Origin of the sequence: Halorubrum sp. Ea8 (assembly GCF_002252925.1) — an archaeon.
Lineage (GTDB): Archaea > Halobacteriota > Halobacteria > Halobacteriales > Haloferacaceae > Halorubrum.
Genome location: NZ_NHPF01000018.1, coordinates 1 through 20945, shown reverse-complemented (window position 1 = coordinate 20945; position 20945 = coordinate 1). Strand labels below are relative to the sequence as shown.

The window sequence follows — 20945 nt, the reverse complement described above, 5'->3', positions numbered from 1 at the left end:
GCGGAGCGACTCGGCCGGCGGCATCGCGAGCGCGACGACGTACCCGAGCGTCGCGATCCCCTCGACCAGCAGTCCGTACACGAACGGCTTGCGCGTCCCGTACCTGTCGACGAGGGCGCCGGCCGAGTCGCTCCGCCCGCTCGCGGCGGCGCTCCCGCGGGCCGCGGTCGGCGCCGTCGCGATCGGCCCGGACTGGTGGTTCGCCCCGTTGTCTGTCTTCGTCGCGCCGGAGACGTGGTTCCTCCTCGCGCGGGTCCTCTGGGGGTTCGGCTCCGCCGCGGTGTTCGCGACCGCCTACACCATCGCCGCCGACCTCTCTGACAGCGGGTCGCGCGGGACGAACATGGGCGTCGTCCGCGGCGGGATCACGATGGGGTTCCCGGCCGGGCTCGTGCTCGGCGGGATCGTCTCGTCGCTGGCGGGCAACGCGGCCGCGTTCACCGTCGCCGCCGCGTTCGCGCTCACCGCCAGCGTCGTGGCCCACCGGTACGTCCCGGAGACGCACGTCACGGGCGACCGCTCGGGGGACTCGATCAATCCGTGGGACGTCGACACCTCGGTTCCCGCGCTCACCGTCGGGCTCGTCAACTTCGGGCTCCTGTTCGCGTACATCGGCGCGCTGTTCTCCACGCTCGTGCTGTTCCTCGGCGAGAACGACATCTCCCTGTTCGGGCTCGCCCCGCAGGGGACCTCGGGGCTGTTCATGGCCGGCACCGTCGTCTCCGCCTCCTTCTTCATGATCGTCGGCGGTCGGATATCGGACACGCGGGAGTCGCGCACGCCGATCCTGTTGACCTTCCTCGTCGTTTCGTTTGTCGGGTTCCTGCTGCTCGCCCGGTCGGGATCGGTCGTCGACCTCGCGCTCGCCTGCGTCTTCATCGGCGCCGGACAGGGCGGAACGAGCGGCCCGATGATGGCGCTGCTCGCCGACCTGACCCCCGACGAGCGGATGGGGCGGGCCTCCGGGACGAACAACGTGTTCGGCGACATCGGCGGCGGGCTCGGGCCGATGGTGTCGTTACCGCTGATCGAGACGGTCGGCTTCGCGCCGATCTACGCCGCCTGCGCGGTCATGCCGCTCGCCGCGGGGGTCGCGCTGCTCGTCGGCGTTCGCCGCGAGACCGGGACGTTCCTCCCGGGGCGTACCGCCGACGACTCGGTGGACGCCGTCGACGACGCGATCGGCACGGAGTCGTAGTCGACCCCGAACTCTCGTCCGGTCCCACTCGTCAGGGATCACGGCACTCGGTCGAACGTGAGGCGGTCGAACGCGACCTCGGCCGAACCCGCCACCGTGACGCGATCGGCCCCGCGTCGATCGGTGGGAGCGAAACCGATCGTTCGGTCGGCGACGTGTTTTTATACGTCCGGTGAGGCGGATACGCCAAGACGATGCCACGCGAACAGTACCAGTCGAAGCTGGAGGAGCTCCGCGCCGACGTGCTCTACATGAGCGAGGTCGTCGCCGAGCGGCTCCGGATGGGCCTCGACGCCTTGGAGCGCCAAGACGGCGATCTGGGCGACGAGGTCATCGCCGGCGACGCCGAGATCAACGACCTGTACCTCGAACTGGAGGGGCAGTGCACCGACCTCATCGCGCTCCAGCAGCCGGTGGCGGGCGATCTGCGGTTCATCGCGGCCTCGTTCAAGATCATCACCGACCTCGAGCGGATCGCTGACCTGGCGACGAACCTCGGCGAGTACGCGAAGCAGGCCGACCGCGAGGTGTTCCCCGACGTCGACGTCCAGCGCATCGGCGACGACACGCTGACGATGTTGGAGGAAGCGATGGAGGCGTACGCGGATTCGGACCCGGACCTGTGTCACGCCGTCGCTGAGGCCGACGACGACGTCGACGCCGCCTGCGTGGCCGCGAGCGACCTCGTCGTCCGCGACCTCATCGAGCGCGACGAGCTCCGCGAGGACGCCGACGTGGAGGGAACGATGCAGAACGTCTCGCGGCTCCTCCTCACGATCCGCGACCTCGAACGCGTCGGCGACCACGCCGTCAACATCGCCGCGCGGTCGCTGTACATGATCGAGAACGACGACGAGCTGCTGTACTGACGACGGCTGCTGTACTGACGACGGCTGCTGTACTGACGACGGCTGCTGTACTGACGACGGCTGCTGTACTGACGACGCCCCCATTCCGATCGATCGCCGTCGGGAGCGGTCGCCGACCGATCCCGACGCCTACATACCGCCTCCCGCGGACGACCCGACATGAGCACGTTCACGACCGAGATCGACGTCCGCTTCCGCGACATCGACGCGATGGGTCACGTCAACAACGCCGTCTACGCGACGTACGTCGAACAGGCCCGGACGGAGTACTTCCGAGACGTCCTCGACGCCGACCTCTCCAGCGTGTCGACGGTGCTGGCGTCGCTCTCGCTCGACTTCCGTCGACCGGTCGAGCTGGCAGACGGGGCCGTGACGGTCGCGCTCGACGTGGTCGAGCTCGGCCGATCGAGCGTGACCATGACGCACGAGCTGCGAGTCGACGGTGCCGTCGTCGCCGAGGGCGAGGCGACCCTCGTCAGCCTCGACCCCGACTCCGGCGAGCCCGCGCCGGTCCCGCCGGCGTTCCGCGAGGGGATGGCGTCGTACCATGACCTGTAGCGTCTCGCGAGCGGCGACCGACTCGTCGGTCGGCGGACGGTCCCCCGCCGACACCGTACCTTCTTGCCGCCGCGCGCCGATCGGTCGATCATGGCGATTCGACTCTACGCGCTCGACGGGTGTCCGTGGTGCGAGAAGGCGGCCGACGCGCTCGACGAAGCCGGGATCGAGTACGAGACCGAGTGGGTCGACGCGCTTCACTCCGACCGCGACGAGGTGAAGCGGGTCAGCGGCCAGCGCGGCGTCCCCGTCCTGATCGACGAGGAACGCGGCGTGACGATGGCCGAGAGCGCGAACATCGTGGAGTACGTCGACCGGACCCTCGCATGACCATCTACACCGGACGCGGCGACCAGGGCGATACCGACCTCCGCGACATGAGCCGCGTGTCGAAGTCCAGCCCGCGGATCGAGGCGTACGGGACCGTCGACGAGGCGAACGCGCTGATCGGGACCGTGCGCCCGACCGGGTACGACGACCTCGACGAGCTGCTGGAGACGGTCCAGAACCACCTCCACGTGGTACAGGCCGACCTCGCGAACCCCGATCCGGACCCGGACGACCCGCAGGTCGAGCCCGAGTTGGTCGAAGCGCTCGAAGACCGGATCGACGGCTTCGACGAGGAGCTGGAGCCGCTGACCTCGTTCGTCCTGCCCGGCGGCGGCGAGTCGGGCGCGCGCCTCCACCACGCCCGGACCGTGACCCGCCGCGCCGAGCGACGGGTCGTCGAGCTCGCGCGCTCCGAGGCGATCAACGAGGCGGTGGTCTCCTACCTCAACCGCCTCTCGGATCTGCTGTTCACGCTCGGCCGGGTCGCGAACGCGCGCGACGGCGAGCCCGAGGAGTCGCCGTCGTACTGACGCTCGCGACCACTTTCTCGTGCCGTCCGCAGCGCCGCCCCGAGAGCGGACGCGCCGCGTTCCGAGCGGCCGCACCTTCCTGTCGCCTCGAAAGAGCCACAAAGAATATATCCGTCGGCTTCCAAAGGACAGATATGAGCAAGCACTTCGAAGACGCACGGTACTACCTCGGTCGCGCGGCGGAACACGCGAAGGCGGGCGTAAAAGAGGAGCTGGAGCCCGTCGAGGCTCGCGTGAAAGAGCTCGTCGGCGCCGAAGAGGAGGAGCCGGAGCCCTCGCGGCTGGACCGAATTCAGGACGACCTGAAGAAGCTGGAAGAGCGCGCGGAGGGCGAGGCCCGCGAGGCGGTCGCCTCGGCCCGAGCGCGCGTGAAGGAGTACCGCGGCCACGACGCCGCCGAGGAGTAACGGTTCAATTTTCGGCGGGCTCCGTCCCGACGGTGAGCCGCTCGTCGGCCGGCACCACGGAGTACTCGACCCCCTCCCGCTCGAACAGCGCCCGGACGCGCTCGATCCCCTCCTCGGCGTCGACGTCGTTCGCTCGGTAGTGGCGGATCGGATGGCGGATCCACGACGGCTCCCAGTGCGCGTACACGTCGGTCGTCGAGCGGTCCGGCCCGATGTACAGCGAGAGGTGGAGCTGTGAGTCGCTCCCGAGGGCCCCGTCCGGGTACCGAACCCAGCTGGCGACGGACGTCTCCTCCGGCGTCGCGTAGTCCCGGAACTTCAGCGAGGAGACGAGGTTGCGCACGAAGCCGAGCCGATGCAGCCTCGCCTCGACGATAGTGTACGGGTCGCGGAGCGTGAGCGCGTACTGGTCGCGGGGCGTCTCCCGCTCGGCGTACAGGCCGATCGCCGACAGCGGGAGATGTAACAGGCCCGTGAGGCCCTGCCGGACGCGTTCGAGGAACCGGAGCTTGTGAGTCATAGCCGTATCGTGGGACGCCCGGGGAATGAATCCCCGCGACAAAGTAACGCTTAAGTCCGGAGGTCGGATACCTCGACACGAGCGGGTTGGTGGTCTAGCCAGGTTATGACGGCTCCTTCACACGGAGCAGGTCGGCGGTTCGAATCCGCCCCAACCCATGCACTTTCCTGCGACTCCTTAAGTAGACCACATTTCTCACGTCATGCGATTTCGGGGTGGATCTCCTTTCACTCACATTCGGCCGAGGCGTCCCGGTCTGTCACGCGCAGTGGTTACGATAACGTAGAAATGTGACCAACTGAGTGGCAATAGATCTTTCGAGGATGTCCGCTGAATGCCAGATTCCAATTGAACTGCCTAAGCTTATATTAACTACAACGGGGGACTCAAATTCATTCAGGCGATAAGAGGATGTCTGCTCGCTCCGGTCACCAGAACCACTTTACGTGTGACGGATTATGTCCCGTGCATGTCGTCGTCGGGCCCTCCGAGAGACGTCTACGCTGAGACGCTCGCTGTCTTTGACAAGCGCGATGATCCCACTGAACCCCTCACGACGCCGGAGGTGGCAGACTCCCTCGATGCGGACCGGCGAGTCGTCCATGACCGCCTCGAACAACTGGTCAGCCAGGGCGACCTGGGGGCGAAAGACGTCGGTACCAATACTCAGGTTTGGTGGCGACCGCACTCTGACGGCGCGTCGGGGGTCGGTATCTCGGAAGCGACCGTCCGTCAGCTGTTCGAGAACGTCCCCGACCCTTACCTGATCGTGGAACCGGACGAATACGAGATCGTCGCCGTCAGCGACGCGTACTTGGAGGCGACCATGACCGAACGAGAGGCGATCCTCGGCCAGACGCTGTTCGAGACATTCCCCGCCGACCCCGACGACCCGAGCCCGGAAGGCGTCCCTCGGCTGCAGCGGTCGCTCAACAGGGTCACCGAGCAGCACGTGGAAGACGTCATGCCGGTGACGCACTATCCGGTTCCGGCTCAAGACGCCGCCGATGACAAGTTCGAAGACCGCTGGTGGAGTCCGGTCAACACGCCGCTGTTCGATTCAAACGACGCCCTCTCGTACATCATCCACCACGTCCAGGACGTCACGCCGCTCGTCGACGCGTTCTTGGGGGAGGATGAAATCGACCTGAGCGACGAACTCGACATCGACGCATCCCACCTCACGGCGGACATGCTCCTCCAGACTCGGAGACTCTACGAAGCGCGAGAGGAGGCGTACGAGCGGGAACGACAGCAACAGGCGGTCGCCGACCTCGGGCAGTTCGCCCTCGAGGTCGACGACCTCGATGCCCTTCTCGACGCGGCCGCCCGCAGGCTCTCCGACGCGCTCGACGCCGAGTACTGCGGCGTCTTCGACCTCCACGAGGGCTCTGAAACGCTCTTGATCCGGCAGGGGGTCGGCTGGGACGAGGACGTCTTTGGGGACGTGACGGTGTCGGCCGCTGACGCGGAGTCGCAGGCCGCGTACACCCTAGAGAACGAACATCCCATCGTCGTCGAAGACTTGCCGACCGAACCGCGGTTCAGCGGGCCGGAGTTGCCGACGGACCGCGACGTTCGGAGCTGTATCAGTACGGTCATCGGCTCACCCGATGATCCGTGGGGCATCCTCGGCGTGTACGACTCCGAGACGCAGGCGTTCAGCGAGGACGACGTCTCCTTCGTGGTCAGTGTGGCGAACGTCCTCGCGGAGGCGATCGAGCGAAAACAGTACGAGTCGGAGCTCGAACGGTCGAACGAGCGCCTCGAACAGTTCGCGTACGCCGCCTCACACGATCTCCGGGAACCTCTCCGGATGGTGTCGAGTTACCTCCGGCTCATCGAAGATCGCTACGGTGACGACCTGAACGACGAAGCTCGGGAGTTCCTCGACTCCGCCGTGGGCGGGGCCGAACGGATGCGGGATACGATCGAGGGGCTGCTGCAGTACTCCCGCGTGGAGACAGAGGGAGAGCCGCTGTGTCCGGTTGACCTCGACGACGTGGTCGCGGACGTCTTGCGGGACCTCGAAGTCCAGATCGGCGAGTGCGACGCCGATGTCGAGGTCGGGGAGCTCCCCCGAGTGATGGGGGACGCGAGCCAACTCCGACAGGTCTTCCAGAACTTGCTGTCGAACGGGCTGCGGTACAGCGGAGACCGGCCGCCGCGAGTACGCATCTCGGCCGAGCGGGACGGTCGGGAGTGGGCGGTGTCGGTCGAGGACGAGGGGATCGGAATCGATCCGACGGACCAAGACCGGGTGTTCGAAGTGTTCCAACGGGTAGAACCGCGCGACGACTACGACGGGTCGGGCATCGGGTTGGCGATGTGTAGACGCATCGTCGAACGCCACGGGGGCGACATCTGGGTGGACTCCGAACCCGGTGAGGGCGCGACGTTCTCCTTCACTCTCCCCGGGGTCTCGGGGTCGGAGTGTCGACTCTCGTGACACCCCGCGAGAGGCGATTCCCAGAACGCCACACCACCGAGAGGCGAGGAGTGCGGCGTCCCTACGGCCGACACCTCGATCGGCGCGTGAAGTCGGCGTCGCGGTTCCGAGCCCGCGTTCCGCTCGGGGTTCGCTGATCGGGCCGACGCTCCGGTGGCGGATCGAGGCCTCGCGTGTCAGACGCGGTAGACGTGGCATGAGAGTTATGGGTGGGTCGGCGTGTGCCGCGATGATAGCTGCTGGGATGTGGACTATTGAGCGGTATGTGCCTGAGAATCGCGCCGAGGCGGGTTGTCAAACGGCGTGACGGGCACTCAAACCCGGTCGCTCGAATCCAGCAGCCCCCGCCGGGTCTGCCGGCCTTTTATACCCGTACCCGCTACATCGTCCACCGCGACTCATGGCCCTCGGAGATTCGGTGCGGCTCCTGCGCGACGCGGAGTTCGGGTCGCTGGCCGGCACCGCCTTCGCGCGCAGTCAGGCGTACTCGACGATCCTGATCGCGCTGGCGCTGTACGCGGACCTGTTCGGGACCACCGGGTTCGTCGAGGGCCTGTTCGGCACCGCCTTCGCGGTCGTCCAACTGATCGTCGTGCTCCCCCTCGGGCGCGCGGTCGACACGGGGAACGCGAAGCGGTACCTGCTCGCCGGCTTCCTGATAAACGTCGCCGTCTTCGTGGGGTTCGCCTTCGTGGGCAACCCGGTCCACGTCGTGTTGGTCCGGATGGTGCAGGGGCTCGGGGCGAGCCTGCTCTGGATCACGGGCGCGACGGTCATCGGCGAGATCAGCCCCGACGACGACCAGGGGCTCTGGCTCGGCTCGTACAACCAGTTCGCTTCCGTCTCCTCGCTCGCGGGCGACCTCCTCGGCGGCTACCTCCTGTACGCCTACGGGTTCACCGAGGCGTACGCGGTCCTCTCGCTCATCACGCTCGGCGCGTTCCTGCTGGTGTGGCGCTTCCTCCGCGACGATCCCGGCGGTCAGAAGAGCCCGGAGGAGTCGGGCGGAGTCGAGACGTTCCGGTCGCTGCTCGCGCTCCCGATGCTCCGGTCGCTGGTCGTCTTCCGGTTCACGTTCAGCGTCGGCAAGATGGCCGTGATCATCTTCCTCCCGATATACGCGCGGACCTCGTTCGGCATCTCGGCGTTCGCCATCGGCTGGATCATGGCCGGCGGGAAGGCGACGAAGGCGGTCACGCAGGGGTTCGTCGGCGGGCTCACCGACGAGTACGGCCGCCGCCACGGGTTCGTCGCGCTCGGCGCGCTCCTGTACGGCGTCGGCACCGCGGCCATCCCGCTGGCGGCGTACTTCGACGGGACGGTCGCGCCGGTGACGGTGTCGTACCTCGGCGACTCACAGACGCTCGGCGGCGCATTCTTCGCGCTGTTCGGCGCGTACTCGCTGCTCGGGATCGCCGACTCGATCCGGCTGCCCGCGAGCATGTCTCTGTTCGTCGACGAGGGCGAGCGTCGCGAGTCGGTCGCGAGCGCCATGTCGCTGCGCTCCATCTCTTGGAAGGTGGGACAGGTCGTCGGTCCGGTCATCGTCGGGACGACGATGGACTTCACCACGACGGAGACCGGATTCCTGCTCGCGGCCGGGTTCATCTGCTTCGCCACGGCGCTGTTCGTCCTCCAGTCGCGCCGCGCCGCGGCGACCGGGGTTCCGGCGGGTCGGACCGCCGACTGACCGACGCGGCCGCGGCGTCGGCCGCGTGGTCCGCGCACGTCCCGTGGCCCGCGCACGTCCCGTGGCCCGTGTACGCCGCGTGATTTTACGTCGCTTCGGCGGCAAGCGGCCAACCGATGTCGCCGTACGCGACCCACATCGACGGACTCGTGCACGAACCGACGCAGACCGAGGGCGACGGCGTCGACCTGACCGTCGCCGAGGTCTACGAGATAACCGGGCCGGGACGCGTCGACTTCGGCGGGGGCGAGCTCGAGGCCGCGAGCGCCGAGCCGCACGAGCGGGAGAAGCGCGACCCCGAAGACGAGTACGAGTGGTGGTCGCTCGACCCGGGCACGTACCTTATCGAGCATAACGAGTCGATCGCCGGGAACGACCTTCGGTTCGCGGTCCAGACGCGGGACGCGCTGCTGGAGCGGGGCGCCTTCCACCCGACGCTCCGCGTCACGGAACTCTCGCGGGTCCCGCTATCGGTCGGCGGCGCCGGGATCCGGATCAAGGAGAACGCCCGCGTCTCGACCGTCCTCGACGCCGACCCGGCGTGAGCCGTCCGCGCCGGGATTGGCGGCTCGGTTCGCCTCGCGCCGCCGTCAGACCTTAGCCCGCCGCGCCCCCGGGATCGGTCATGGACTCGCACGCCGGGTTCCACTCGCTCCGCGAGGAGACCGACGCGTCGGTTCCGGTGCGCGGCGACCTGCCCAAGTGGCTCCGGGGGAGCCTGATCCGGAACGGCCCCGGGGCGTTCTCCTTCCCGGGCGGGAGCGAGGTGGACCACTGGTTCGACGGGCTGGCGATGCTGTACCGATTCACCTTCGACCCGGGCGACGACGCCGGTTCGGTCGCCGGGGGCGACGGCGGCGCCGTCCACTACCGCAACCGCTTCCTCCGGACCGACGCGTACGAGGCGGCGACGAGCGGCGAGTTCGAGGGCGGGTTCGCCACGGGCGAGACGACCCTCCGCTCGCGGCTGGCGACGTTTCTCACGGAGCCGTACGACAACACGAACATCATCGCCGAGCGCGTCGGCGACGCGTACGTCGCGCTGACCGAGTCGCCGAGGGGGGTCGGGTTCGATCCGGACACGCTCGAAACGACGGGTGCCGTCGACCGCGACGGCGACGCGCCGAGCGGACAGCTCTCGTGCGCCCACTTCAAGCGCGACCCGGCGACCGGCGCGCTCGTCACCGTCGACACCGAGTTCGGTCGGACCAGCCGGTACCACGTCACCGCGTGGACCGTCGACGGCGATCGGCGCCACGTCGGGAGCGTCGAGACCGACCGTCCGGCGTACATGCACAGCTTCGCGCTCACGCCACGGTACGTCGTGTTGACGGAGTTCCCGCTTCGGCTCGACCCGCGCCGGTTCCTGAAGCCCGGCCGACAGCCGCCGTTCATCGAGCAGTTCGAGTGGGAACCCGAGCGCGGGACGCGGATCGTCGTGCTCGACCGGACGACGGGGGCGGTCGTCGCGGAGCCGACCGCGGACCCGCTCTTCGGCTTCCACCACGTCAACGCCTTCGAGCGGGAGGGCGGGGACGAGGTCGTCTTCGACCTGGAGACGGTCCCGGACGCGGCCGCCATCGACTCGTTATACCTGGAGAACGTCCGCGCCGGCGAGATGGACGCCATCGCGGGTCGGATCGAGCGGTTCACCGTCGACCTCGGGTCCGACACCCGTACGGGGAGGTACGGCGGCGGTTCCGACGCCGACGTGGCTCGCGAGACCCTCTCCGCCGAGGGGAGCGCGCTGCCGACGTGTTCGCCCGCGCGGTGGTGTCGCGAGCATCGGTACGTCTACGCGATGGGCATGGACGCCCCGGTCACCGAGTGGGCGCGCCGGGTCCTGAAGCTGGACGCCGAGACGGGAACCGTCCGGACCTTCGACTCGGGCGGCGACTACTTCGGCGAGCCGATATTCGTGCCGGCCCCCGACGGAGAGAGCGAGGAAGACGGGGTCGTGCTCACGGTGGCGCTCGACGTCGACGCCGACCGGTCGCGTCTGCTCGTCCTCGACGGCGAGACGCTCGCGGAGCGCGCCCGGGCGACGCTGCCGCACGCGGTCCCCTTCGACTTCCACGGTCGGTACTTCCCGGAACTCCGGGCGGCCCACGGCGAATAAGCCCCGTCCGGACGGACGCTCGCGGTCGGTTCGACGGCGGGTCGCGACCGCCTCGACCGCGGCCGTCTCGGTATCTCTCAATACCGTTCTATCGCCGTATGTCGGCCTCATAGTTCGTTTTATGGGCGCTGCTCGGTACGAATGTTCCATGGGAGCGACCGACGGCGTTCGGCGGCGGTGCAGGGTAGCGGCGGAACCGAACGGCGACGGCGCGGTGACGCTGTACGGTGCCGACGGGCGAACATACCAGGTCATCGACGCGAGCGACGCGGTTCGCGGTCGGCTGCGAGAACTGCGCCTCGGAGACGCCGTCACGGCCGTCCTCGAACCGGTCCGCTGCCGCGGCGACGGCTGGCGGCTCCTTCGGCTCGACGGCGAGGCCCCGCGAACCCGGGCCTCCGAGGGACCGGCGTCCGCCCCGGAAGGGCGGTTCGCCGCGCGACAGGAGCCCTGACCCGGCACGCTCGGAGGCGACCGCCCGCCCGGCGTCCCGCCGTCGCCGGCGAGTCCGCCGGGCGCACGATTTTTATCCGAGGACCCGTAGCGCGGGTATGACTCGCACGGCAGTCGTCGCCGGCGTCGGTCCGGGGCTCGGGGAGTCACTCGCGCGGAAGTTCGCGGCGGAGGGCTGTCGAGTCGCCCTGTTCGCTCGATCGACCGAGTTCATCGAGGAGCTCGCGGCCGACCTCCCCGACCCCGGCGAAGGGCTGGCGGTCACGACCGACCTGACCGACGTCGAGGCGATCCGAGACGGCTTCGAGGCGGTTCGCGAGGCGTTCGGTCCGGTGGACGCCCTCGTCAACAACGCGAGCGCCGCGTCGTGGACCGGGCTCATGGACGCGAGCGTCGAGGGGTTCGAGGAGTCGTGGGCGGTCAACGGCCGCGGCGCGTTCGTCTGCTCGCAGGAGGCGGTCGACGACATGCTCGGGGCCGGCGGCGGCACGGTGGTCTTCACCGGCGCGACGTCGGCGGTGCGCGGTCGCGGCGGCGCGATCGGGTTCACGGCCGCGAAGTTCGCCGCCCGCGGGATGGCGATGGACATCGCCCAGGAGTTCGGCGGCGAGGGCGTCCACGTCGCGCACGTCGTGATCGACGGGCAGATCGACTCGCCGGGGGACCGCGATCGTCACCCCGATCGCGGCGACGAGACGTTTCTCGACCCAGACGAACTGGCCGAGACGTACTGGCACTTGGTCGAGCGGGACGACGTCGGCACGCAGCCGTTCGAGGTCCACGTCACGAACGGACCGAACCCGTCGGAGTTCATCTGAGACCCGGTCGACGGCGTCCCGTCGCGGCTCCGGCCCGCTCGCGGCCTCGGACGCCCGGTGGCGGTCGGTCCGCGGTCGCGTCTCGGACGCCACCTCGGCCTCGTACCGACCGACGGGTGCGCGTCAGTTTCTTTTGATGCCCCGTTGGGGGCTCCATACTAATTTATGAGTCGGAACTCCACCTGAAGCCATGAGCGACACCGTCGACGACGAGATCGTCCACCGGGAGTTGGAGACGGACAGGCAGGAGCCCGTCGCACAGATCGTAGAGGTGGTGGCCGAACTGGAGGGGGACCGCCAAGACGACCTGACGCCCGGGTACAAGCAGGTCGATCACATCCTCCAGCACGTGTTCTCCGATCCCCCGGTCCCGGAGGCCCAAGTCAAGATCACGTTCAGCTACGAGGGGTACCGCATCACGGTCGAACAGTACGGAAAGGCGCAGTTCGTCAAACTGTGACCCTCGCGTCACTGCCCGGAACGTGCATCGAGAGAGGGCGGTCGTCCGTCGTGGGACGCGGCCGGGTCCGGCCGCTCAGAAGGTGATGATCTCGTAGTCGTCGTCGACGAGCGAGCGGACGCTCGGGTGGCCGTCGTAGTCGTCGAGCGTGACGAGGCCGGCGTCGGCGACGGCGTCCTCGACGCCGAACGCGCCGGAACAGTAGTCACACACCGCGGCGTCGTCGCGGACCGCCCGATACAGCTCGTGGTAGTCGCTCTCCTCGTCCTCCAGCTCCGGGATCCACTGGGTCCCGGCGCCGTCGAAGATGAGCTCGACCTCGTCGCCCTCGGTCTCGGCGAACTCCTTCGCGGCCTCGAGCGCGTTCGCGAGGCGGCCGTAGTCGGCGTGCGATTCGTTGCCGGCGAGAATCACGATTGCTGCTTTTGCCATCGTGTCCGCTGATAACTGACACCCGTACAAAACCCACCCGCGGGTGTGTGTCCGGAACGCCGACTCGGCATGCGATGGCATGTCATCCGCCGGGGAGCGGGCTCCGGGACCGAGCGCCTCACGGGCAGTCGCTCTGGTCGAACGAGCGCGGGTCGGGCCCCTGATCGACCCGGCGCACCGTTCCCGCGTCGAGGTCGACCGCGGCGGCGACCCCGCCGTACCCGTGCGTCTCGTCGTGCCCTCGGACGACGACGCAGGTCGCGCCGTCCGGGACCGCGATCGTCTCCGACCGCGTGAACGGCTGTTCGGAGTGCGCGTGGAGGAGTTCCCGCCGGCCGAGCCGCGAGCCGTCGAGGCGCTCGACCTGCCACCAGTTCGCGTACCCGTCCTCCCCCTCGTCGTCGTGGTGGAGCGTCACGTCGAACGCGTACCCCGCGTCGACCGGCTCCACGGCGACGTCGACGACGTTCGCCTCCCGGAGATCGAGGTCGGCGTCGGTCGACCCCGATCCGGCGTCCGAGTCGGTTCCGTCCGCGGGCTCCGGTCCCGCGTCGTCCGCGCAGCCGGCGAGCGCGGTCAGCGAGACGCCCGCGGCGTGGGCCGTCACGAACCGACGGCGGGAGAGGGTCGAAGGGGCGGTCATGTGGCCCGGTTCGACGGGGAGCCGCAATACGTCTTCGGCCGCGTCGGCGGCCGGTGCGGGAGAGGACGGGGGGCGATTGCCCTCGTCACGGCGATCAGATCGCGTTCCTGAGGGCGCGCTGCGCCCGGTAGAGCGTGTACGCGACGGAGAGACCGACGAGGACGACCGCCGCGCCGGCGACGGCGAGCACCGGGCCAGACGCCGGCGGCCTCAGTTCGTCGCCCGAGCCGCAGTTCCCGCAGCCGTCGTCGCCGCAGTTCCCGCAGCCGGGCGCGTCCGTCGAGCCGTCGTCCGTCGAGGCGGACCCCGAGTCGTCGTTCGTCGGGGCAGCGCCGGAACCGGCGTCAGCGGGGGATTCAGTCCGCGTTCCGTCCGCAGCGCCCGCGGCGTCGACCGGTCCGGCGGTCACGTCGACCGAGCCGTCGGCCTCGCCGATCGATCCGTCGGCCTCGCCGACTGATCCGTCGAACTCGTCGAACAGGTGCGGCGCGTGCGATCGGAGGGCCTCCAGCCCCGCCTCGATCTCCTCGCGGTCCTCGTGACCGACCGCGAACTCGGCGAGGTCGTCGACCACGGCTCGCGCGCGCTCCGGGCGGTCCGTCTCCACGTAGCTGCGGGCCGCGTCGAACATCGCCCGCCCGAGCCAGTGTTCGAACACCGGATTGTCGTACCGCCGTTCGAGCGCCTCGAGGCGTTCGATCTTCGCCTCGCCCGCCTCCACGTCGCCGTCGAAGAAGGACGCCCGCGAGGAGAAGAACGTCGCCACCGCCGCCCACGTGGCACTCGACGGGGTCGAGAGCCGCTCGTGGTGTTCGACCGTCTCGGTCGCCCAGTGCTCCGTCCGCCCGAGGTCGGCCGCCTCGAAGCCGGCGCGCGCGGCGTTCGCCGTCGCGACCGGGAGCCAGCGGACGATCGACTCCTCCTGTGCCGGGTACCGGTCGGCGAGCGCCTCGATCCGGCCGATCCGCTCCTCGATCGCGTCCACGTCCGTCCGCTCGGCGTCGGCGTTCGTCCGCCCGGCGAGGACGCCGGCCAGCCCCGCGGCGACCTCCCCGTCCGGGTGGGCCCGGAACAGCTCCTCCGCGCGGGCGACGCGGTCGCCTCCCGCGTCGCGCTCGGCCGAAGCGGCCTCCGGATCCGCGCCGCCTCCGAGATCTGCGTCGCCTCCGCGATCCGCGTCGAGGTACAGCTCCGCGTGAGCGTACGCCCGTAGCAGCGAGGCGGCGACGTCCGGCTCGGAGTGGGCGTCGTAGATCGCTTCGAGACGGTCTACCAGCGGTCCGATCCGGTCGCGGCGGTCGGCCTTTCCGTTCGCGTGGATCGCCTCGGCAGTCGCCCGGGCCAGCGGCGCCGCGATCGCCGGCTCGGGGCGGCGGCCGTACAGCTCCTCGATCCGATCTCGGTACGCCTCGATCCGGTCCGGGTCGATCGCGGTCTCGTAGAGGTCGTCGCGGCCCCGCACGCTCGTCGCGTTCGCGAGGGCGTTCGCGAGGTGGAGTTCGACGTCGTCTCCGTCGCCGCCACGCAGTCGGTCCAGCCGCGAGATCGTCTCGGCCTCCGCGTCGAATTCCCCGCGCTCGCCGTAGGCGTCTGCGAGCGCGACTAGGGCGTCGGTCAGCCGCGCGCGGTCGTCGGCGTCCCTCTCGGCCGGCGCCGTCGCGTCGATTGCCTCGACGCGTCGCTCGAGTTCGCCGACCGACCGCGTGTCGCTAGATACCATGTGTGTTGGTTCGTTGTTGCCACGAGCCGACGTAAACGCTCGCCTTCGAACGAGACGTCCGCGGTGCTCGGGGGAAGCGCTCGGCGATACCGCTCAGTGCTGATGCCGGTGGTCGCGTCCGCCGCCGCGCGAGAACTGCCCCGAGAAGGCCCGATCGACGACCTCGGAGAGCGCGGGGTGGACGTGGACCGCGTCGCGGATGTCCGCGACGGTCCCCGAACCGGCCGTCATCGCGACGACGACCTCCTCGATCAGGTTCGACGCCTCGGGGCCGACGATGTGACACCCCTCGATGTTCCCGTCGAGGTCGATGAGGGCCTTCACGAACCCCTCGGCCTGCATCGCGCTCCCGCGAGCGGTGTCGCCGTAGGCGTAGGTGCGGGTGGCGTACTCGGCGTCGGCCTCGCGGAGGTCGGCTTCGCGCGCGCCGACCCCCGCCACTTCGGGCGAGGCGAACACGGCGAACGGCATCGCCGAGTAGTCGACCGGCTCCGGCTCGTCGCCGAGCAGGTTTCGGATGACCGCCTTCGCCTCGTGGTTCGCGCTGTGTTTGAGCAGGTACTCGCCGACCACGTCGCCGAGCGCCCACACCCCCTCGGCGTCAGTCCGGAGGTACTCGTCCGTCTCGACGAAGCCGGCGGCGTCGGTCTCCACCCCGGTCGCGTCGAGGTTCAGCGCGTCGGTGTTCGGCCGCCGGCCCGCGGCGACGAGCAGCGCGTCGCCCGCGACGGTCACGTCTTCCGCCTCCTCCGGCGCGCCGACGGTCTCGCCGCCCGCGCGGACAGAGTCGGCCTCGGGATACGCCCGGGCCTCGACCGTCACCTCCCCGTCGGCCTCGTCGGCCGCGATGGCCTCGTAGCCGGCGTACACGTCGAACCGGTCGGCGTAGCGGTCGGTGAACGCCTCTCCGACCTCGGCGTCAGCCTCCGGGAGCAGGTGTTCCCGGCGGCCGACGATCGTCACGTCGCTGCCGAACGTCCCGAAGAAGTGGCCGAGTTCGGCGGCGATGTACCCGCCGCCGACGATCACGAGGCGGTCCGGCGGCGACTCCAGTCGGAGCGCCTCCGTGCTCGTGAGGTAGTCCACGTCGTCGATCCCGTCTATCGGCGGGATCGAGGGGCGCGTTCCCGTGGCGACGAGGACGGTGTCGGCGCGGAGCGCGGCCCCCTCGTCGTCGCCGTCGCCGATCTCGACGGTGCGGTCGTCGACGAACCGCCCGGTCCCCGAGAAGAGGTCGTGGGCGTCCGATGAGGCGAGCCCCCGCCGGATCGAGTCGGCGCTCTCGGCGACGTCCTCGTTCACTTTCCGGACGATCTCCGCGAAATCGACGCCGGTGACCTCGGCGTCGATATCGAACGCCCCGGCGCCCTCGATCGTCTCCATCACATCGGCGTGATAGAGGAGCCGCTTCGACGGGATACAGCCGCGGTTGAGACACGTCCCCCCGAGCCGCCCCTCCTCGACGACCGCGACCGAGTTCCCCCGGCCGGCCATCGCGTTCGCCACGTCCAGTCCCGACCCGGACCCGATCACGATGAAGTCGAACTCCTGCATGGAGCGCTCGACGACGGCCACCCTCATCAAGGCCCGTCCGCGGTGGCGCGCCCGGCACACGACCGCGGCGACGACCGGCCGCGTCGGCAGGGGGAAGTCCGCGTCGGCGGAGCTCAGTACGCTTCGGCGGGGCTCAGTCCGCCTCGCCGTCGCTCCCGTCGCGGAAGGCGTCCAGCGCGAGCGACCAGTCGTACTCGCGGTATCGGATCCGCGAGACCGCGTCCGGATCGACGACGCCGTACTCGCGCAGGATCCGTCGGATCCCGCTCCCGCCGCCGAAGTCGCCCCGGTACCAGAGGAGGAGCCGCGGCACGTAGGCGGTCCCGCCCTCGACGACGGTCTCGTCTCGGAGGTAGCTCTCGGCGGCCGCGTCGAGGTCCTCGTCCACCGTCTCGGCATCGTACCCGTAGACGGCCGGGCACGAGGCGGCGCCGCAGTTGAGCGCGAAGTGGACCCGGAAGTCGGGCTCGTCGACTCGGTGGCGGCGGACGAACGCGGAGGCGAACGGGTTCGGGACGTACCCCAGCCCGTACTTCCACTGCGAGCCGCGGAGAATCCCGTGTTCGATCGCGTCGAGGCTCAGGTTCTCGCCCGCGACCGCGACGACCGGCTCCGAGAAGAAGCGGCGCCGGTCCTCGAACCGCGACGGGTCCGACAGCAGCGCGTCGCCGGCCGCGGCGTTGTAGACGTTCAGCCAGAACGCGAGCCGCTCGTCGGGACCGAGCGCGTCCAAGTCGGCCGGGTCGGTCCCGGCGAGACGGTCGCGCGCCGCTTCGCGCTCCTGCTCGCGCTCCTCGCCCGCCCGCATCGCGCGGAGGAAGCGGCGCGAGACCGCCACGAGGCCGACGTCGGACGCGGGAGGCGAGGCGGACGCGGGCGTGGGCTCCGAGGCCGTCATAGCCCGATCTATCGGCCCGCGAACGAGTATCCCCCGCGGTTGGGCGCGCCGCGTGTCAGACCGACCGGCCGTTATGCGTCGGTACCACGTACCCCACGCATGAGCGACACGGCAACCCCCGCCGAGCGCGTGCCCGACTTCGAACTGCCGAACGTCGCGACCGGCCCGGACCCCTTCTCGCTCTCCGCGGTCGCCGGCGACCCCGACGTCGACGCCGTGGTCCTCCTTTTCCAGCGGGACTACCACTGCGGCAACTGCCGGAACCAGGTGCAGGCGATCGCCGAGCGGTACGACGAGTTCGCGGCGCTGAACGCGACGGTCGCCTCGGTCCTCCCGGAACCCGTCGACCGCGCCCGCGAGTGGCAGGCGTCGTACGACCTCCCGTTCGCCCTGCTCGCTGACCCCGACACCGACGTGAGCGACGCGTACGACCAGCCGGTCCGGTTCGGGATCCTGGGATCGCTCCACGACCTCGTCGGGCGGATGCCGGTCGCGACGGTCCTCGACGTCCGGTCCGGCGAGCCGATCGTCGCGTACACCTACGAGGGGCGGATGCCCGCCGACCGCCCGGAGCCCGACGACCTGCTCGACGAGGTCCGCGCGCTGCGAGCCGACTGACGGATGGGCGACCCGGGTCGCCGCGCCGTGCTCGTCGCGCTGTGGCGCATGTCGCGTCCGGCGCAGCTCGCGCTCATCGCGCTCGTGTACGCCCTCGGCGTCGCGATGGCGCTGGGCCGGGGCGGGACCGCCGACCCCCGAGCGGTCGGCCTCGGCCTCGCCGCGCTCCTGCCGGTCGCCGCGAGCGTCCACTACGCGAACGAGTACGCGGATGTCGACACCGACGCTCGCACCGAGAGGACGCCGTTCTCCGGCGGGAGCGGCGCCCTCGTCGAGAGCGACCTCTCTCCGCGCCTCGCGCTGCGCGCCGCGGCCGCGTCCGGGGTCGCGGGCGTCGGACTCCTCGCCGTCAGCGCGAGCCCGCTCGGCTCGCGCGCCCTGTCGCCGGTCTCGGTCGCGTTCTTGGGCGGGGTCCTCGTCGTCGGGTGGCAGTACTCGGTCGGCCCGCTGCGGCTCGCTTGGAACGGGCTCGGCGAGGTCACGAACGCGGCGCTCGGCGGGGTCGCGCTGCCGCTGTACGGGGTCGCGGTCGTCACCGGCGACGTCGCGCCCGGCGCCGCGCTGGCGACGGTCCCGTTCGCGCTCGTCGTGTTCGTGAACCTGTTGGAGACGCAGTGGCCCGACCGTCGGGCGGACGCCGCGGTCGGGAAGCGCACCCTCGCGACGCGCTGGTCGGCGGGGCGGCTCCGGGCCGCCTACGCCGCCGGGAGCCTCGCCGCGGCCGGGAGCGCGGTCGTCCTCGCGGGGCGAGTCCTGCCGCCGCCCGTCGCCGTCGGGACCCTCGCGCCGATGGTCGGGCTCGCTCCCGGCACGCACCGGTTCACGCGTCGGGAGGAACCGCTCCCCGCCGTGGCGACGATGGTGGCCGTCGCCGTCGGGACGACGCTGGGCTGGGCGGTCGTCGCCGGCCTCCCCTGATCGATCCCCCGTCGGCGACGGCCCTCGCTGCGGTCGGTTTGGGTCGTCGTTTCGAAATTTTTATTCCTCGGTTGGCGCAGGGTCTAAGCGGTCATGTCAACCAACCAGCCCTCCACGGCCCTCACGTCGCGGCAGCAGCTCGCCGTCGTCGTGGTGGCCGCGGCGGTGGTCGGCGCCGTGCTCGCGCCCAGCGTGTACGCGGCGACCAACGACCCAGAAGACACCGTCGCCGTCGTCGAGATCGAAGGGCCCGTTAACACGGCCCTCGCGGACGACGTCGAGAGCGAACTCGCCGACATCCGCGCCAACGACTCCGTCGGCGCGGTGGTGCTCAAGCTCGACACGCCGGGCGGCGCCCCCGTCGCCTCCGAGCGGATGTACAAGGCGGTCCAGCGGACGAGCGAACAGATGACCGTCATCGCGAGCGTGCAGTCGATCAGCGCCTCCGGCGGCTACTACGCCATGGCGCCCGCGGACGAGATCTACGTCCTCCCGACGTCGACCGTCGGCAGCATCGGTCTGAACGCCCCCGCGCCGCGGACGACCGCGCCGGTCCAGGGGCCGAGCGGTCCCGACAAGGCCGGCGGCAACGCGATCCAGACGTGGGCCGAGCAGGAGACGCTCGCCGACACGTTCGTCGACGCGATGATGGCCGAGCGCGGCGACGAGTTCCAGATGCCGCGCGAGGAGGTCGCGCAGGCGGACGTGTACCTCGGCACCGAGGCGGTCGACAACGGCTTCGCCGACGAGATCGGCTCGCTCAACGAGGCGATCCACGCCGCCGCGACCGCGGAGAACATGGGCGAGTACCGGGTCGACACCCGCGAGACCGGGCCCGACTTCGGCTTCCCGATCCTGCTCCGCACCGACACCCAAGTCGTCGCGGTGTACGCGAACGACCCGGGCTACGGTGAGGTCGAGCCGATGGGCCTCTCGTACGTCCACCGCCCGGCCGTCCCGCACGTCGACACGGTCGAGCGCTTCTCCGAGAGCGACCTCGCCGTCGACCGCGGCGGCTCGGCGACCCGCGCGGGCGGGACGAGCAACGAGACGGCGCGGCTAACCGGAGGTGTCGGCGCGTGAGCGACGCCACCAAGCTGGCGGTCGCCTTCGCGGTGACGCTCGCGGCGATCACCGGTGGTGCGGCGCTCGCGGGCTACGTCACCGCCGACGGCGTCGCTCCGTCGCCCGAGATACAGAACGAGCACTACCTCGAAGACGACCTGGTCGCGAACGACACGCCGGGGCAGGCGAACGTCGAGATGGAGTCCACGGCGCGGTCGCAGACGGTGCTCGTCGACCCCGGCGTCGAGCCGCGGGGCTCCGTGCCCGCGACCCCGTTCGCGCTGCTCGGCTTCGGCGGCCCGGACGTCGCCGACCGCGACGTTCGGCCGCTGGCGAACGCGCTCATCGAGAACGGCCACGAGGTCGACGTCTACGTGCCGGATCCGGAGCAGCAGCGGCGCGCCGCCGGTCCGGCCGGCACGCGGGGACCGACCCAGCTCGGCGAGCGGCTCGCCGAGGCCGACGCGTTCGTGACGTTCCGGACCGACTACGACGAGGCGGAGCTCGACGAGATCGAGTCGTTCGTCGAGTCGGGCGGCCACGTGATCCTGGCGACCGAGCCCGACGCGGCGTTCGACCAGCCCGGCGCGGTCGGACTCGACGCGACGCTCGGCGTCACGACCGAGCCCGGCTACGTGTACAACATGGCGGAGAACGACCTGAACTACCAGCGCGTCTACGCGGAACCGACCGGCG

Annotated in this window: 22 protein-coding genes, 1 tRNA gene and 1 pseudogene; 18 read left to right on the top strand and 6 right to left on the bottom strand. The window is 70.3% G+C overall.

Going from position 1 to position 20945, the window contains the following annotated elements:
* The 6 genes from DJ74_RS00955 to DJ74_RS00930 form a co-directional block, all read left to right on the top strand.
* A partial coding sequence (locus DJ74_RS00955; protein ID WP_141212639.1) for an MFS transporter occupies positions 1-1198 on the top strand: 1198 nt, incomplete at its 5' end.
* Positions 1199-1392: 194 nt separating this feature from the next.
* Entirely contained in the window at positions 1393-2067 is a 675-nt protein-coding gene (gene phoU, locus DJ74_RS00950; protein ID WP_094524680.1) for a phosphate signaling complex protein PhoU, read from the top strand.
* 159 nt (positions 2068-2226) lie between these two features.
* Entirely contained in the window at positions 2227-2625 is a 399-nt protein-coding gene (locus DJ74_RS00945) for a thioesterase family protein (protein ID WP_094524679.1), read from the top strand.
* Between the two features lie 90 nt (positions 2626-2715).
* The gene (locus tag DJ74_RS00940) at positions 2716-2955 is read left to right on the top strand and encodes a glutathione S-transferase N-terminal domain-containing protein (protein ID WP_094524678.1); all 240 of its coding nucleotides are present in this window, start codon (positions 2716-2718) and stop codon (positions 2953-2955) included.
* Complete coding sequence (locus DJ74_RS00935) at positions 2952-3485, top strand: cob(I)yrinic acid a,c-diamide adenosyltransferase (protein ID WP_094524677.1); 534 nt, start codon at positions 2952-2954, stop codon at positions 3483-3485. The genes DJ74_RS00940 and DJ74_RS00935 overlap by 4 nt, the downstream gene beginning before the upstream one ends.
* A 134-nt stretch (positions 3486-3619) precedes the next feature.
* Positions 3620-3892, top strand: coding sequence for a hypothetical protein (locus DJ74_RS00930; RefSeq protein WP_094524676.1), 273 nt, complete (start codon positions 3620-3622; stop codon positions 3890-3892).
* A gap of 4 nt (positions 3893-3896) precedes the next feature.
* Here DJ74_RS00930 and DJ74_RS00925 read toward each other — a convergent pair whose 3' ends face one another.
* Positions 3897-4412 carry a hypothetical protein gene (locus DJ74_RS00925; RefSeq protein ID WP_094526017.1) on the bottom strand — a complete coding sequence of 172 codons (516 nt, stop codon included), beginning with the start codon at positions 4410-4412 and terminating at the stop codon, positions 3897-3899.
* Positions 4413-4495: 83 nt separating this feature from the next.
* Here DJ74_RS00925 and DJ74_RS00920 point away from each other — a divergent pair.
* The 8 genes from DJ74_RS00920 (at position 4496) to DJ74_RS00885 (ending at position 12401) form a co-directional block, all read left to right on the top strand.
* Positions 4496-4570 (top strand) — tRNA-Val (locus tag DJ74_RS00920).
* A gap of 407 nt (positions 4571-4977) precedes the next feature.
* Positions 4978-6861: an ATP-binding protein gene (locus DJ74_RS00915; protein WP_176451284.1), complete on the top strand. Its 1884-nt coding sequence runs from the start codon at positions 4978-4980 to the stop codon at positions 6859-6861.
* Positions 6862-7261: 400 nt separating this feature from the next.
* Positions 7262-8551, top strand: a complete 1290-nt coding sequence (locus DJ74_RS00910; RefSeq protein ID WP_094526015.1) for an MFS transporter — start codon at positions 7262-7264, stop codon at positions 8549-8551.
* Between the two features lie 116 nt (positions 8552-8667).
* Positions 8668-9096 (top strand): dCTP deaminase, encoded by a 429-nt coding sequence (locus DJ74_RS00905; protein ID WP_094526014.1) that lies wholly within the window; start codon positions 8668-8670, stop codon positions 9094-9096.
* 80 nt (positions 9097-9176) lie between these two features.
* The gene (locus tag DJ74_RS00900; RefSeq protein ID WP_094526013.1) at positions 9177-10670 is read left to right on the top strand and encodes a carotenoid oxygenase family protein; all 1494 of its coding nucleotides are present in this window, start codon (positions 9177-9179) and stop codon (positions 10668-10670) included.
* A 148-nt stretch (positions 10671-10818) separates the two neighbouring features.
* Positions 10819-11124: a hypothetical protein gene (locus DJ74_RS00895; protein ID WP_094524670.1), complete on the top strand. Its 306-nt coding sequence runs from the start codon at positions 10819-10821 to the stop codon at positions 11122-11124.
* 97 nt (positions 11125-11221) lie between these two features.
* The gene (locus DJ74_RS00890) at positions 11222-11941 is read left to right on the top strand and encodes an SDR family NAD(P)-dependent oxidoreductase (RefSeq protein ID WP_094526012.1); all 720 of its coding nucleotides are present in this window, start codon (positions 11222-11224) and stop codon (positions 11939-11941) included.
* 190 nt (positions 11942-12131) lie between these two features.
* On the top strand, positions 12132-12401 hold the full coding sequence (locus tag DJ74_RS00885) for a HalOD1 output domain-containing protein (protein WP_094526011.1): 270 nt from the start codon (positions 12132-12134) through the stop codon (positions 12399-12401).
* Positions 12402-12476: 75 nt separating this feature from the next.
* On the opposite strand, the gene DJ74_RS00880 is transcribed toward DJ74_RS00885, so the two are convergent.
* The 5 genes from DJ74_RS00880 to DJ74_RS00860 all read right to left on the bottom strand — a co-directional run bounded on the left by DJ74_RS00880 (position 12477) and on the right by DJ74_RS00860 (position 17648).
* The gene (locus DJ74_RS00880) at positions 12477-12833 is read right to left on the bottom strand and encodes a DsrE family protein (protein ID WP_094524667.1); all 357 of its coding nucleotides are present in this window, start codon (positions 12831-12833) and stop codon (positions 12477-12479) included.
* Positions 12834-12951: 118 nt separating this feature from the next.
* Complete coding sequence (locus DJ74_RS00875; RefSeq protein WP_094524666.1) at positions 12952-13476, bottom strand: hypothetical protein; 525 nt, start codon at positions 13474-13476, stop codon at positions 12952-12954.
* A gap of 94 nt (positions 13477-13570) precedes the next feature.
* The gene (locus DJ74_RS00870; RefSeq protein WP_094526010.1) at positions 13571-15196 is read right to left on the bottom strand and encodes a hypothetical protein; all 1626 of its coding nucleotides are present in this window, start codon (positions 15194-15196) and stop codon (positions 13571-13573) included.
* Positions 15197-15289: 93 nt separating this feature from the next.
* A complete protein-coding gene (locus DJ74_RS00865) occupies positions 15290-16750 on the bottom strand; it encodes a dihydrolipoyl dehydrogenase (RefSeq protein ID WP_094526009.1) in 1461 nt (486 codons plus the stop codon).
* Positions 16751-16883: 133 nt separating this feature from the next.
* Positions 16884-17648, bottom strand: coding sequence for a DUF547 domain-containing protein (locus DJ74_RS00860; protein ID WP_094526008.1), 765 nt, complete (start codon positions 17646-17648; stop codon positions 16884-16886).
* Positions 17649-17747: 99 nt separating this feature from the next.
* Between DJ74_RS00860 and DJ74_RS00855 the strand changes: the two genes are divergently transcribed.
* From DJ74_RS00855 to DJ74_RS00840, 4 genes and pseudogenes are all read left to right on the top strand, one after another.
* Positions 17748-18266, top strand: coding sequence for a peroxiredoxin (locus DJ74_RS00855; protein WP_094526007.1), 519 nt, complete (start codon positions 17748-17750; stop codon positions 18264-18266).
* 3 nt (positions 18267-18269) lie between these two features.
* Positions 18270-19184 (top strand): prenyltransferase, encoded by a 915-nt coding sequence (locus DJ74_RS00850; protein WP_094526006.1) that lies wholly within the window; start codon positions 18270-18272, stop codon positions 19182-19184.
* 93 nt (positions 19185-19277) lie between these two features.
* Positions 19278-20267 (top strand): S49 family peptidase, encoded by a 990-nt coding sequence (locus tag DJ74_RS00845; RefSeq protein WP_094526005.1) that lies wholly within the window; start codon positions 19278-19280, stop codon positions 20265-20267.
* Positions 20264-20945, top strand: a pseudogene (locus tag DJ74_RS00840) (hypothetical protein); the annotation flags it as partial. The gene DJ74_RS00845 and the pseudogene DJ74_RS00840, both read left to right, overlap by 4 nt.

What these genes read in the sequence shown, in the direction of transcription:
- DJ74_RS00945 (WP_094524679.1), top strand. Translation starts at nt 2,227, where the DNA reads ATGAGCACGTTCACGACCGAGATCGACGTCCGCTTCCGCGACATCGAC.
- DJ74_RS00845 (WP_094526005.1), top strand. Translation starts at nt 19,278, where the DNA reads ATGTCAACCAACCAGCCCTCCACGGCCCTCACGTCGCGGCAGCAGCTC.
- DJ74_RS00870 (WP_094526010.1), bottom strand. Translation starts at nt 15,196, where the DNA reads ATGGTATCTAGCGACACGCGGTCGGTCGGCGAACTCGAGCGACGCGTC.
- DJ74_RS00865 (WP_094526009.1), bottom strand. Translation starts at nt 16,750, where the DNA reads ATGCAGGAGTTCGACTTCATCGTGATCGGGTCCGGGTCGGGACTGGAC.
- DJ74_RS00935 (WP_094524677.1), top strand. Translation starts at nt 2,952, where the DNA reads ATGACCATCTACACCGGACGCGGCGACCAGGGCGATACCGACCTCCGC.
- DJ74_RS00905 (WP_094526014.1), top strand. Translation starts at nt 8,668, where the DNA reads ATGTCGCCGTACGCGACCCACATCGACGGACTCGTGCACGAACCGACG.
- phoU (WP_094524680.1), top strand. Translation starts at nt 1,393, where the DNA reads ATGCCACGCGAACAGTACCAGTCGAAGCTGGAGGAGCTCCGCGCCGAC.
- DJ74_RS00860 (WP_094526008.1), bottom strand. Translation starts at nt 17,648, where the DNA reads ATGACGGCCTCGGAGCCCACGCCCGCGTCCGCCTCGCCTCCCGCGTCC.
- DJ74_RS00910 (WP_094526015.1), top strand. Translation starts at nt 7,262, where the DNA reads ATGGCCCTCGGAGATTCGGTGCGGCTCCTGCGCGACGCGGAGTTCGGG.
- DJ74_RS00890 (WP_094526012.1), top strand. Translation starts at nt 11,222, where the DNA reads ATGACTCGCACGGCAGTCGTCGCCGGCGTCGGTCCGGGGCTCGGGGAG.
- DJ74_RS00850 (WP_094526006.1), top strand. Translation starts at nt 18,270, where the DNA reads ATGGGCGACCCGGGTCGCCGCGCCGTGCTCGTCGCGCTGTGGCGCATG.
- DJ74_RS00930 (WP_094524676.1), top strand. Translation starts at nt 3,620, where the DNA reads ATGAGCAAGCACTTCGAAGACGCACGGTACTACCTCGGTCGCGCGGCG.
- DJ74_RS00880 (WP_094524667.1), bottom strand. Translation starts at nt 12,833, where the DNA reads ATGGCAAAAGCAGCAATCGTGATTCTCGCCGGCAACGAATCGCACGCC.
- DJ74_RS00855 (WP_094526007.1), top strand. Translation starts at nt 17,748, where the DNA reads ATGAGCGACACGGCAACCCCCGCCGAGCGCGTGCCCGACTTCGAACTG.
- DJ74_RS00885 (WP_094526011.1), top strand. Translation starts at nt 12,132, where the DNA reads ATGAGCGACACCGTCGACGACGAGATCGTCCACCGGGAGTTGGAGACG.
- DJ74_RS00875 (WP_094524666.1), bottom strand. Translation starts at nt 13,476, where the DNA reads ATGACCGCCCCTTCGACCCTCTCCCGCCGTCGGTTCGTGACGGCCCAC.
- DJ74_RS00900 (WP_094526013.1), top strand. Translation starts at nt 9,177, where the DNA reads ATGGACTCGCACGCCGGGTTCCACTCGCTCCGCGAGGAGACCGACGCG.
- DJ74_RS00940 (WP_094524678.1), top strand. Translation starts at nt 2,716, where the DNA reads ATGGCGATTCGACTCTACGCGCTCGACGGGTGTCCGTGGTGCGAGAAG.
- DJ74_RS00895 (WP_094524670.1), top strand. Translation starts at nt 10,819, where the DNA reads ATGGGAGCGACCGACGGCGTTCGGCGGCGGTGCAGGGTAGCGGCGGAA.
- DJ74_RS00925 (WP_094526017.1), bottom strand. Translation starts at nt 4,412, where the DNA reads ATGACTCACAAGCTCCGGTTCCTCGAACGCGTCCGGCAGGGCCTCACG.